Origin of the sequence: Prevotella sp. PTAC (assembly GCF_013166535.1) — a bacterium.
Taxonomy (GTDB): domain Bacteria; phylum Bacteroidota; class Bacteroidia; order Bacteroidales; family Bacteroidaceae; genus Prevotella.
On sequence record NZ_JABKKK010000005.1, the window covers coordinates 99,162 to 112,038 of the forward strand.

Annotated in this window: 11 protein-coding genes; 2 read left to right on the plus strand and 9 right to left on the minus strand. The window is 41.0% G+C overall.

From position 1 onward, the window contains the following. Positions 1–135: 135 nt before the first annotated feature. Together HPS53_RS04930 and HPS53_RS04935 are read left to right on the plus strand one after the other, a co-directional pair. A complete protein-coding gene (locus HPS53_RS04930; RefSeq protein WP_172204765.1) occupies positions 136–1,722 on the plus strand; it encodes a capsule assembly Wzi family protein in 1,587 nt (528 codons plus the stop codon). Between the two features lie 6 nt (positions 1,723–1,728). Beyond that, positions 1,729–2,154, plus strand: coding sequence for a lipocalin-like domain-containing protein (locus tag HPS53_RS04935; RefSeq protein WP_104369028.1), 426 nt, complete (start codon positions 1,729–1,731; stop codon positions 2,152–2,154). A 172-nt stretch (positions 2,155–2,326) separates the two neighbouring features. Here the strand turns inward: HPS53_RS04935 and HPS53_RS04940 are convergent, their stop codons facing one another. The 9 genes from HPS53_RS04940 to HPS53_RS04980 all read right to left on the minus strand — a co-directional run bounded on the left by HPS53_RS04940 (position 2,327) and on the right by HPS53_RS04980 (position 12,778). Further along, positions 2,327–2,908, minus strand: a complete 582-nt coding sequence (locus tag HPS53_RS04940; RefSeq protein WP_172204767.1) for a sugar transferase — start codon at positions 2,906–2,908, stop codon at positions 2,327–2,329. Next, positions 2,895–4,022, minus strand: a complete 1,128-nt coding sequence (locus HPS53_RS04945; RefSeq protein WP_104369030.1) for a glycosyltransferase family 4 protein — start codon at positions 4,020–4,022, stop codon at positions 2,895–2,897. The genes HPS53_RS04940 and HPS53_RS04945 overlap by 14 nt, the downstream gene beginning before the upstream one ends. A 205-nt stretch (positions 4,023–4,227) precedes the next feature. Beyond that, positions 4,228–5,001, minus strand: coding sequence for a glycosyltransferase family 2 protein (locus HPS53_RS04950; RefSeq protein WP_104369031.1), 774 nt, complete (start codon positions 4,999–5,001; stop codon positions 4,228–4,230). A 38-nt stretch (positions 5,002–5,039) separates the two neighbouring features. Then, positions 5,040–5,750: a glycosyltransferase family 2 protein gene (locus HPS53_RS04955; RefSeq protein ID WP_172204769.1), complete on the minus strand. Its 711-nt coding sequence runs from the start codon at positions 5,748–5,750 to the stop codon at positions 5,040–5,042. Further along, on the minus strand, positions 5,747–6,517 hold the full coding sequence (locus HPS53_RS04960) for a glycosyltransferase (protein WP_172204771.1): 771 nt from the start codon (positions 6,515–6,517) through the stop codon (positions 5,747–5,749). Before HPS53_RS04960 ends, HPS53_RS04955 begins: the two co-directional genes overlap by 4 nt. 101 nt (positions 6,518–6,618) lie before the next feature. Beyond that, the gene (locus tag HPS53_RS04965; protein ID WP_104369034.1) at positions 6,619–7,809 is read right to left on the minus strand and encodes an O-antigen polymerase; all 1,191 of its coding nucleotides are present in this window, start codon (positions 7,807–7,809) and stop codon (positions 6,619–6,621) included. A 19-nt stretch (positions 7,810–7,828) separates the two neighbouring features. Beyond that, positions 7,829–9,166, minus strand: a complete 1,338-nt coding sequence (locus HPS53_RS04970) for a lipopolysaccharide biosynthesis protein (RefSeq protein WP_172204775.1) — start codon at positions 9,164–9,166, stop codon at positions 7,829–7,831. Beyond that, positions 9,144–10,196, minus strand: coding sequence for a chain-length determining protein (locus HPS53_RS04975; protein WP_104369036.1), 1,053 nt, complete (start codon positions 10,194–10,196; stop codon positions 9,144–9,146). Before HPS53_RS04975 ends, HPS53_RS04970 begins: the two co-directional genes overlap by 23 nt. Before the next feature lie 38 nt (positions 10,197–10,234). Next, complete coding sequence (locus tag HPS53_RS04980) at positions 10,235–12,778, minus strand: SLBB domain-containing protein (RefSeq protein WP_172204777.1); 2,544 nt, start codon at positions 12,776–12,778, stop codon at positions 10,235–10,237. Between the last annotated feature and the right edge of the window lie 99 nt (positions 12,779–12,877).

Genomic DNA, 12,877 nt, shown 5'->3' on the forward strand with positions numbered 1-12,877 from the left:
ATGGCATATTTGCCGTATTTTATGGATGTAAAGTGCTGTTTTTTCACTACCTTTGCAGAAGTTATAATTCGTCTTCGGGTGATGTGTTATTACTATTACCGGAAAAAGAATTAAGCCAACAGTAAAGACTCAATCATGAACAGAACGATAAAAATGTTGTTGTCGGCGGTCGCCTTTTTCTCGTGTCATGCCATGGCGGTTCATGCGCAGCAGGAGAGAACGCTGCTTGACGGACTTGAATATAAAGTGTCGGCCGAGGCTTCGGCTACCCACGGAGACCGCACCCCGTTGTGGTTGAACGCCAACAAATATGGTCTCAGCTCTCTTGAAAAGTATAACGGCCATGTCAGGGCGGGAGTGATAAGACCTCTTGCCGTCGACTCGGCGAGAAAATGGGGAGTGGGCTATGGCATAGACGTGGCCGGAGCGTTCCGCTATACGAGCAAGGCCATAGTGCAGCAGGCTTTTGTCGAGGGGCGGTGGCATAGGGGAGTACTGACCGTAGGAAGCAAGGAATATCCTATGGAATTGAAGAACGGAAAGTTGAGCAGCGGCTCGCAGGCGCTCGGAATAAACGCACGGCCTGTTCCGCAGGTGCGTATAGCGCTGCCACAATACTGGCCGTTGCCGTTCACAAACGGGTGGGTGAGCCTGAAAGGACATATCGCTTACGGCATGACTACCGACGGAGGATGGCAGCTCGACTTCACGCAGGGCAAGACTAAATACACTTCAAACACGCTGTATCACAGCAAGGCCGGATACATCAAGATCGGAAACAGCTACCGTTTTCTTCCCGTATCTCTTGAACTTGGGCTGGAAATGGCGGCGCAGTTTGGCGGCACGTCGTATAACGTGGGTGGAGTTGAAGGCGGTTTGCGGAATGAGGTAAAGAACGACGGCGGCATTAAAGCTTTCTGGAACGTGTTCATCCCCGGAGGCTCTGACGCTCCGGAAGATGTGTATCGGAACATGTCGGGTAATCAACTCGGCACATGGATGATGCGACTGAACTTCGATTACGAGAACTGGTATCTGGGATTTTATGCCGAACACTATTTCGAGGACCAGTCGGCAATGTTCCATCTTGACTACGACGGATATGGAACAGGTGATAACTGGAACGTGAAGGAGAAGCGCCGCTATCTTTTGTACTCGCTGAAAGACATGATGCTTGGAATGGAACTGAAACTGAAGGGAAACAGATTGTACGTCAATGACATAGTCTTTGAGTATCTGTACTCAAAGTATCAGAGCGGACCTATATATCATGACAGAAACGTGAATATATCAGACCATATAGGGGGGAACGACAATTACTACAATCATTCCATCTTCACAGGGTGGCAGCACTGGGGGCAGGTGATGGGAAACCCGCTATATACGTCGCCTATATATAACGGAGACGGAACAATAGAGGTGAAGAACAACCGTTTCTACGCTTTCCACCTCGGAATAGGCGGTGAACCGTCTTATGACCTCAGCTATCGTCTGCTGGCTACATATCAAAGGGGATTCGGGCAGTATAACAATCCGTATCCGGACCCGAGTGACAATATCAGTGTGATGGCCGAGGCTCTTTACACTTTTGCCGAGGGTACGAGGCTTGACGGTTGGAGTGTTAAAGCGGCGTTCGGAATGGACAAGGGAAAACTGCTCGGCGACAACTATGGCGTGCAATTGACGGTGACGAAGAGAGGGTTGCTGAATTTTAGGAAATAGAACGAGATGAAAAAGATATTCTTTTTATTATTTGCGTGTGGGGCGTTCGCGGCCTGCGAGCTTGAAACATCCGGTAATGGCGATCTCGACGGCTTCTGGCAGTTGAAGAGCGTGGACACACTGGCTACGGGAACATCGGCAGACATGCGTGAAAGCGGTGTATACTGGGCGTTCCAGAACAAGATGATGTCTGTGAAGAAGATAAACCATGTGTCGGCTTTCCTGCGCTTCAATCATTCCGGTGACTCGCTGTTCCTCTCGGAACCGTATATAGACAACCGCGATTCTTCCGATATAGTGATTGATGATGTGGAGCTGCTCAGACCTGTAGGTATAAACGAGTTGGAGGAGCGTTTCGGTGTATCTCAACTTGATGGCGGCACGATGGTTCTTAAATCGAAGACTCTGAGGCTACGGTTCAGAAAGTATTGAGCCGTGTAATGGCTTGAACGGTTTTGGGGATAGACACAAAAACAAGTGTGGAGATACGGATTTTTTATCGTATCAGCGATATTGGTATTCCGTACTGTCGTGCATGCAGTGTATCTTCAAATGTTTTCAGGCTGTGTATTAACCTTATATCCGTATTGTATTACTGGGTGTTTCAGAATTTCTTTCCGGCGATAACGGAAAGGAACGTGTTTGCCACTATTTTCATGTCGAGCAGCAACGAGAAGTTGTTGAGATAGTCGAGATCCATGTCGAGCCGTCTTATCATCTTCTCCATAGTGTTTGTATATCCGTTGTAGAGGGTTGCCATGGAGGTTATTCCAGGCCGCATACGGTATAGCTCGGCATAATCGGGGCGTTGGGTCATGATCTTGTCTATGAAGTATTTGCGCTCCGGGCGGTAGCCTACAAACGACATGTCGCCTTTCAGTACGTTCCATAGCTGTGGCAGTTCGTCGATATGATGCTCGCGAAGGTACTTCCCGAACGTTGTCAGTCGCTCGTCGTTAACCTCGGCCAGGAGCGGTATCCCGTCTTCCTCGGTATTCGGAACCATTGTCCTGAACTTGTAGATGTCAAACGGTTTGCCGCCTTTTCCTATTCTTTCCTGTTTGAATATGGCGGGGCCTCGGCTTGTGATTTTCAGTATTATGTATATAACGATGTATGCGGGGATAAAGAAAATTATCCCGATAAGAGAGCAAACAATATCAAAAAAACGTTTAATTATCGTCATATTCCTTTTCAATATAAAAGACTTCTCCGCCTTTTTTCTTTATATAGTGGTTTATAGTCAGGTGAAACAAGACCCATATCATGATGTCCGTAATCAGTATCATGCTGAAATCGAGATAGTTGTATGCTGATATGTTCAGGATGATATAAAAGCATGCGAGTCCAAGAATGAGAATGAGGGCATTGTGCTGGCTCATCCCTGTGCGCATTATTTTATGGTGTATGTGGTTCTTGTCGGCATCGAATATGGCTTTTCCGTGTTTCAACCGCACGAACGTGATTCTGAAAACATCGAATATCGGCACTATGAGCAGGCTGCCGGCAAGAAGCAGGTTGTTGTGCGGCAGGGTTATTACATCGGGATTTTTCATTGACAGTTTTACCAAAAGGAAACTCAAGATGAAGCCAAGCGTGAGGCTGCCGGAATCGCCCATGAATATTTTTGTGCCCTTTTCTGTGGTTCCGAAGATATTGAAATAAAGAAATGATATGAGCACTCCCATGAGTCCGGCAATCAGAATGCTGTAAACCCAGATGCCGCCGAGCATGAAATAGACAAGAAAGCCCATGAGGGCGATGAGTGAAAGCCCGGCTGACAAGCCGTCTATACCGTCGATAAGGTTTATGGCGTTGTTTATGAACACTATAGTGAGTACGGTGAACGGAGCACCGATGAAAAACGGGATGTCGTGTATTCCGAAGAGACCGTACAGGTCGTTGATATATAATCCGGAAAGTGGCAGGATACTGGCGGCGATGATTTGGAAGATGAACTTGGTCCTGGCGTTAAGTCCGAGGACGTCATCTACGAAACCGACAGTATATATGATAATCATGCTTACAAAGAAAAAGCAGGACCACAGGCTTATCGTTATTTGTCCGTTTGTACCAACGGTGTTGAAAACGGACATGGCAAGAAAGAATGCCGCAATCATGCTTGGCAGGAAACTGATGCCCCCGAGGCGTGGGATGCCTGTCTTGTGTATCTTCCGCACGCCGGGCAAATCATACAGTTTGCGTTTTTTGCAGAAACGGTTTATGATGGGAATGAATACGACCCCGCATATAAAACTTACAAAAAATGATCCTAATATATATAGTATATATCTATTCATACAATAGAGCAGTTGTTAAATATATAACTATATATGTGGTCTAAATATTGTATAAGAAAAGGAAAACTTTTCAACTTGGTTACTCTGTTGCGTACAAACGATGTGGCGGTATATTTCCGTATGTATGTGCATGTTGACCGATAACAATCTGAGTAATAATAAATTCCCTCGGATATGGCGGTTAACGGAATGAAATGTTTTGACGTTACGCCTGTTTACGGGAGGGAAAGAGAAAACCGAAAATCTTGTAAAGATACTTCACCGAGATGAAAGCGGTGTTCGTGTACATCCCGTTCCGGCGGCATGCGATCACGTCTTCGCGTGTTATGATAAGTCGGTTCTTGACATTCTTTGTACTCAGTCCGCCTGTGCGCATGGTGACAAAATCTTTCGATATGTATTTGGCTTTTATGTGGTGCTTGTGAAAAAGTCTCACCATCATGTCGTAATCGGCCGCTATCTTATAGTCGGTGGCATAGCCGCCATAATCGGCGTATACTTGTTTACGGACATAAAAAGAAGGGTGGGCCGGCATGAAACCGAAGCGGAGCAGGAACGGGCGGAACAGTTTTGATGAGTAATATCTCGTGATTTTGTCCGGTTCTCCGTCTCGGATGAAGTGTATGTCGCCATATACGGCGTCTATGTCATTGCGTGAAAACTCGTGGGCGATGCGCTCCACAACATCGTCCGATGTGTAATAATCATCGGAATTGAGTATTCCTATAACATCACCTGTACATAGTGCGATGCCTTTGTTCATCGCGTCATAGATACCTTTGTCAGGTTCTGATACATAACGCATGCGTCCCTCGAATTCCGGCTGTGCCTTGCGGAGTATCTCTTGTGTCCCGTCAGACGAGTTGCCGTCTATGACAATATATTCAATATCCTTGTATGTCTGTGACAGCACCGACTTTATGGTGTCACCGACGGTAGCCGCACTGTTATATGTTATGGTGATTATCGAGATCTTCATTATTGGTTGTTCTTTTCCTGTCGGTTACGACATTATTGTCATTTACTTTTCTTATTCATAGTGATAATATCCATTATTATATTTATTCTGAACATTATCTTTTGGATTATGGAATAATCACTTTTACTTGCAGTAGTTGAATTATTATGCCCATGTCTTCTGAACAGAATCAGTTTATCGGATATAAACTTTACTTTATATTTTGAGGAGGCAACATTTCCTATCCAAATATCGTGCATTGGTATATTTTTCGGGAAAGGAAGAGATTTTTCAAGTATATTTCTTCGGAAAGCCATACAGCATCCTAAATAACCGTTTTTGATTAGAAGATTATATGTGATACCTGTTTTTGTTTTGTTTGAATGGAAGAAAGATGGTGATGTTTGGTTCAGATTACCGTCAACTACGATGGCATCACTTATGATACAATCGTATTTTTTTAGATTTTCCATCATGATACAAACTTTATTTTCAAGCCAAACATCATCTTGATCGGCAAGAAATATATAGTCTCCACTTGCTCGTTTCAATGCATTTTCGAAATTCCATATAGGTGAACCTTTATGTGGTCCTTCTATTATTGTAATTCTTTTGTCTTGGAAACTTTTTATGATATTGATGGTTTCATCGTCAGAGCCATCATCCGAAATGATAATTTCATCTTTTTCTTCCAGTTGTTTCAGGATAGATGCTATTTGCTCTTTAATGTATTTTTCTCCATTATATGTTGCTATACAAACTGAAATCATTTCTTGAATAAGTATTTATTAATATAATATTTTATGAAAATGAACTTTTTTGTTCGTAATGTCAGTGATATAGTGTGTCTCAGGACATGGAATGAACACTTTGATTTGAAAGATGTATTAAGCGCTCCTTTTATATATAATATATACCGGCAGAAAAGTTTCTCAGTATCAGTTTCTTCGTTAGAGAAATCTTGACAAGCCGTACTATCCATGAGAAAGAATTTATCTGAGTACTTTTTCAATCTCATGAAAAAATCGAAATCTGCAAAGTCAAGTTTTATTTTCTCATTATATCCGGATACGGTTATAAAAGAATTTAGATTAATGCATGCACCACTATTTACCGGAATGTACTTGTTTAGTGATAAAATTCCACTTTCAATATCAATACCTTTCAATGTCATATATTTAAACAGTACAGGTGAGAAAGAACGATTTTTACCATATTTGATTTTCGGTACGAAAACATTTATATCTTTGTATATATTCACACAATTTTCCAATTTATCTATATAATCTTTTTCAAAGATTGTATCTTGATCCAGTAACAATATAAAATCAAAGCATCCAAGCCGTTTGGCTTCTTTTGCTCCGTAGTTATATGCGCGTGAGACGCCACCATTATTTTTATCATGGAAATACAAAGTTTTTTTGTTCTTGTATTTTGCGTTTATGGGTATAGGTGAGTTGTCATATATTAACATTGGTCTTTCCGCATAATGACATATAAGGGATTTATAAGTATTACAATCCTTTATATCTGTCATGTATGTTACTATTATTGGAAAGATACGCATTTCTTGTGAATTATTACAAAGTTAAATAAATTATTTTATATATCCTATTACGTGTATTGTATTGTTTAATACTATACATTCAATGTTTTTTTACGTAAACTGATATTTGTGTGGCATATTATTATTATTATTATTGTTTGCAATATAGCTGATATGCCTTGCATTATCAATTCATCAAAAAACTGCATTATCAGCAATGTAAATATGTAAGCATACAAATATGTCATTATATTACATCCACTCTTTGAGTATTTATATATTGCACCGATGGCAATCCCTTCTAATAATGCGAATATAAAGATACCTTCAAAACCAAAATCCTTGTAGTATGGAAACATTACAGTATATACATTGGTTGGCATTGGAACAAGTTCAAAGTCTTGCAAAGCCTCAGTCGGCATGACATTAAATCCGAGACCATGCAATATATTGTAGAAAGGACGGAATGTCGTTTCTCCCCATTGCATGGAAGAATATGGTGTTATTGTTCCGAATGCAATGATTGATGATATTGTATAAATCAAAAGAATATTTCCAATCATTTCACCGTCTGTATTATTGTCTCCTCCTTGGCGCAATAATTGCATTATGGGAACCAATGATATGATGAAAAAGATGAATAAGGCAATTGGTTTTAGAGAAATCCTTTTCTTATTGTATAATATGTATAGGCCAGAGAATATATACATTAGTAATGTTAATTTAGCCATTGTTGCAATGAAAAACAGTATGCATAAAATTACAATCAATGACAATCTCCTTTTTCTGATTTTATCACGATTTAGCTCTATAATTAATAGCACGTTTATCACATAAATGAAATATTTAACAATACCTAATTGATTTTCTTCAGGATTTACGGCTTGTTCTCTTAAAGTATAAAACAATCCTTCTGGAGAAGCCATCATAACGGCATGTTGTATAGCTTTATATACGGCAAAAGGGACAAGAATCAGTGTCATTAATGTAATTATATCCACATTTTTCTCACACACAGCCCAAGGTCTTTTTTTATATTTTGGAAAAAAACTGTAAGCGATGAATGATGCTCCTGAGAATGTAAGAACCCATATCGTTATTCCGGTAACAAATTGCGTTGGAACAGCATATAATTCATCTTTGACACAAATATAAAGAAACAGAATTACTGCCCATATAAATGGGGTTATGCTCCATGGTGACAGTATTTGATGTTTTAATATCAGTGATACTGTCACAATCAGTGAAAAGATTATTATTAAAAATACAATATTTGTCAGCATGTTTTTCTTTTCGGTTATGTTATTTATTCCATATCCCGTCAGCCTTTCCCGTCAGCAGTTTGTTCAATTGGATGTTATTTGTAATAGAACATATAATATTTACTGTAATTAAAGCCAATACCACTCCCTCAATACCCAAATGTTTACTGAGATATATTGCCAATGGTATATATATAATGGCTTCTATGATTGTTATAATCGTTATTAATCTTATTTTCCCAATTCCAAACAGCATATTCGAATAGCATGTGCTGTATATGAGTATAATTATGTATAGTGCCATATATGTTGACATTTCCCATGTAATGTTTATTTGTTTTCCAATCCAGATATTATATGCTATTTGTGATAATGTTAGCATTATTCCTATACATACGAAAAACAACAACATAACTATCCTCATTCTTCTTAATGTTTTTTTTATCCATTCCATATCTTTATGGGAGTATGCATCGGTTGTTGCAGACCATAATGGAGCGGCAATGATGGTAAATATCATTATCGCAAGGCTGAAATATCTATATGATATTTGATAAGGAGTTACTTCTGACGGTGAAAAGAGATTTGATATAAGAACATTAGATGATGAAAAAATTACGATACCTGCTAATTGTACCATGAAAAAGTTTATACCTAAATCAAATAATCCTTTTAGTTCAGTTTTATCAAATAGTCTTATACGGGGTCTTAAATATTTATATTTTGTGAATGTTATAGGGTATGATATTATATACACAAATAATGGAGAAAGTGTATATATACAGGCAACACTGTATAATGATGAGACTTCTGTTTTACTCAATATAGCTATTCCTATTAGGGATACTGTCTGACCGGAGACAATCAGTAGATTATTTATGGCCGGTAATTGTAATCCCAAATAAATGTTTCCGATGAATTTGAATACAAATGTCATACAGATAATAGCAAATGAAAGTATCAAAATACCTTTAAGATTTGGTATTATGTCGGGATTGACATTCAACAATGTATGGCAATTGTTATATGTTATAAATAAGTATACTGCGATGAACACAGGCACCATTATCATAATGAGCATTACAAATGTGGTACTGATTTGTATTTGGCCTTTGTGTATGTCATTGATAGCAATGGATTCTGCAAGTTTGTTACGCAATCCATTTCCAAGACCGATATCGAAAGAATCAATCCATATAAGTATAGAATTGATGGTGAGCCATATTCCATATTCATATTGATTGAGGCAATTAAGAGTCAATGGAACTAAAAGGAGTTGTATGATGCAACTCCATCCCTTGATGAGAAAAGAATATAGTATGTTTTTTTTCACAAGGGAAGTTCTTGGGTCTCCCTTAAATATCTTTTCTATAAACATAAATAGAGGTTCCACAAAATGTCACGAAGAGCCAGAACATTACAAAAAACATCCTTTTAGGGCTTGATGGACGTAATGGTACCGATGCGCTTTGCAGCGTGGTGAAAGCAGGAGTACGTTCTTGAAGTTTCGCTTTTGCTAATTGCAGTTGTAGAGCTGTCTGCTGATAATTATTGAATAACAATTGCATTTCATTTTCAAGTTCGTCACGTTTCGCCTTAAAGCTTTCAAGTGCCAGTCCTTCATTGGCGTCAGCATAGGCTGCATACAGTTTTTGCGCTTTTAGGTATGATTGCTTTGCCTCAATGTTTAGTCTCTTAGCATAAGCAAGGTCTATTCTTGCTTTACTTGTTCTATAATTAGTGATAAACTGTTGTAATTTCACTCTTGCGGAGTCGGCAATAGTTGCACAGACAAGCGGGTCTTGATCCTCTACATTTATTGTGATGACATCAGTTTTCTTATCAACATTGCATTTTATCTTTCCTTCAATAATCTTTGCAATGTCGTTTTGGCTTTTTGACATCATGAACGGATTAACTTTATTTGACTGTCCATTTCCGGATATTTCTTCTTCATCTTTAGTGAACTTTGATAATATCCAAATAATGGCATAATCCCAATATGCGAATTTTTGATTGTTTTTCAAATAGTCAAAGTATGTTGTGTTAATTTTCCCGTTTTTTGTTGTTACTTTTACATCGAACATACTCACACGGAAATCGGTCGATTTCATGAGGTCAGGGTATAATTCTGGTATTATTGCATCTTGATTTGTCATGTTTCCGATGTTCATGCCAAGCGAGGATGCAATAGAACTTAAACCACCGATGTTCGGAGAACTTGATTCCGGAGCAAGTTTCACTTCACAGATATATGTCCTTGGAATACAAATAACAATAAGACTGCTTATTACCAATGCAATCGGTAGAGTAAATAGAAAATATTTTTTACCCTTTATTATTTTTCTTATCAGTTCCGCTATATTTATTTCTCTTAAATAGGGGAGTCCCTGATTTACCTCTTTCATATCGTTAAGAAGTTATATAAATAGTATCTTGTATTTTATTACTTAATCAAATTCGCTATTGTTGCAATCATGGTTGCTACCGAAGCCGTTCCGGAACCTATTGCTACCATTTCGGCTACAGACATCTTTTGAGCCTTTTGTTTTGTCGGTACGATAATCTCGCATCCGGGGAGCGGTTTGGTTTTGTAGCCCACTTGTGCTTTCGTTCCGTTCATGTATACAATGAATGTTCTGCTCTTCTTGGCTCTGTTGCCCCATCCACCGGCCTGGTCCACGTAGTAGTTTACGCCCTTGCCCTCTCTGTAGGCCACAGTGGTGGGTGACATTACATCGCCGCTGATTTTCACTGTACTTGAAAATTCGGGTACAATGATGCGATCTCCTTCACGCAGTATCACGTCGTAGTTGCTGCCGGGATTTTCCATTGCCTTGTCAAGGTCTATCGCCACGTAATATGTCTCACCGAAGTCGAGTTTCTTGGTGTCGAGCGTATCTTTCTCTCCGCTTTGCGTGATGAGCATCTTTCTCACGTCTTCCATCTTCAGCCTCTCCTCGGGAGTGATTGTCCTTTCCAGTCGTGCGCCTTTTATGTAGGCCGTTTTTGTGAAACCGCCTGCTTGTTTTATTATCTCACTAACTCGCTGGCTTTTCTTTTCCAGTGTGTATGTACCGCTGTAGAGCACTTCGCCTTCCACTTTCACGTTCTGCTGTTTTGAGTATCCGGGGCTTGTTCTTACGTACACTTCATCATATGGTCTCAACACAAAGCCCTGCTCGCCGTCTATCACGAAGCCGTCTTTTATGGCAAACGAGTACGTTCTCGCTATCGTGTCAGACGATGTTGTGGCGTTGGGATCGCTTATTCTCCGTGCCACGTCGACTTTCATCACGGATGCAGCGGCATTAAGTCCGCCTGCTTGCAATATGAGGTCTTCTATCGTCTCGTTGTCGGCATACTTGTATACACCGGGGTAGATAACCTCACCGTGTATCGTTAAGGTCTGCTCCTCGAGCAGTTCTTTCTTGCTTGGGATATACAGAACGTCCTCATTGCGCAGCGGAATGTCGGGCACCCTGCCGCTCATGATGCCGGCCACGTCTACCGACAGCACTTCAAGCGTGCGGTCGGGTTTCATGCGGTGCATCACTCCTCGGGCTGTGAAAGCCTCTTCCGTCACACCTTCGGCAGTCTCGATTAGCGAGCGAACCGAGTTTATGTCACCACCCACCTGATACATGCCGGGGCGGAACACAGCTCCCTTTATCTCAGCCATATTCGAGTATCGTGGCAGTATGGAGTCGACGCTTAGCGAGTCTTCATCGTCAAGGCGGAACGAGTTCATGTCAAACTCGCCCACGTTGTATACCGAGTATTGTGTGCCGGCCTTGCGTATCAGTCTTATCGATTTCTTATATGCGTCGCCAGTGAATCCTCCCGAGTATTTGAGCAGCGTACCCACGCTCTCGCTCTTCTTCATCTCGTAGAACATCGGGCGCTTAACCTTTCCGGTAATGTTGACCAGGCAGTCGTAAGGCCCTACCACTATAACGTCGTTGTCTGTCAGACGCACGTTCCCTCTCAGATTTCCGTTCAGTATATAGTCGTATATGTCGACTGTAGTCACGAGTCTGTTGTTGCGGTATACCTTTATGTTTCGCAGTGTTCCGATGTCGTTTATTCCGCCTGCCATGTAGAGTGCGTGGAATACTGTGGCGAAGGCCGATAGAGTGTATGTGCCAGGTGTGGTTACTTCGCCCATCACGTTGACGGAAATCGTGCGTGTCTGTCCTACGGTGAGAGTTATTTTCGAACTGCTGTATCTTGATCCGAGTGTCGAGCGAAGGCGCGAGTTGGCCTGTTCGACTGTCAGTCCGCTAACGTTCACAGGGCCGTAGCCGTCTATGACTACCATACCGTCGGGTGACACAGTGCTTTCTATAGTCTTTTGCGACGCTCCGTAAATGTCTATAAACACGGCGTCACCCGGACCGAGCCGGTAGCTCTGCGGTGTGGCTATGTTCATGTTGGGTTCGAAAGTGAGGTCTTTATTGTTGAAGATATCCCGTCCGAACACCTTTCGCTTGTTCTTGTCCTTCTCTTTGTCTTTCATCATCATTTCGAGATATTTGCGGTCGTATATCTCGTCAGAGTCGGGCATGAAAGTGTTCAGTTCGCGCTGCATCAGCAGGTAGTCTTTGTCTTCCTCATCGAAAGTATGCGTGGTTTGCGGCTTTATTTTTCCATCCTTTACACGGTATTTCGATACGTTCCTGTCTTTTCCCGTTTTTTTGTCACCGTTGTTTTTCCTTGTGCGGTCTTCCTTGCCTGGCGTTGTAGTCAGGTTTCTGGCGCCGAGCGCCTCGTTGCCAGTCTCCTTTTCATATTTCTTTTTCACTCGGCGTATTTGGTCGATGGTGACTCCTTTCTGTATCAATTGTGTCACTATCTGCGATTGCGATGTTCCTTTCTGGTGTTCTTCTATCACGTATTCCATCACGGCCTGGTCGGTCATGGACGATTGGGCGAACGATGACGTTGCCGACGCAAGCATCATAAAAATAGAGATGATATATTTTTTCATGTTTCTTTTTGAAATCCTTGACTTGTGTTATAAATCCATATAGGATATAACTTTATTTTTACGAAATTGTTGCAAAGATAGCAAAATAATTTAAATAAA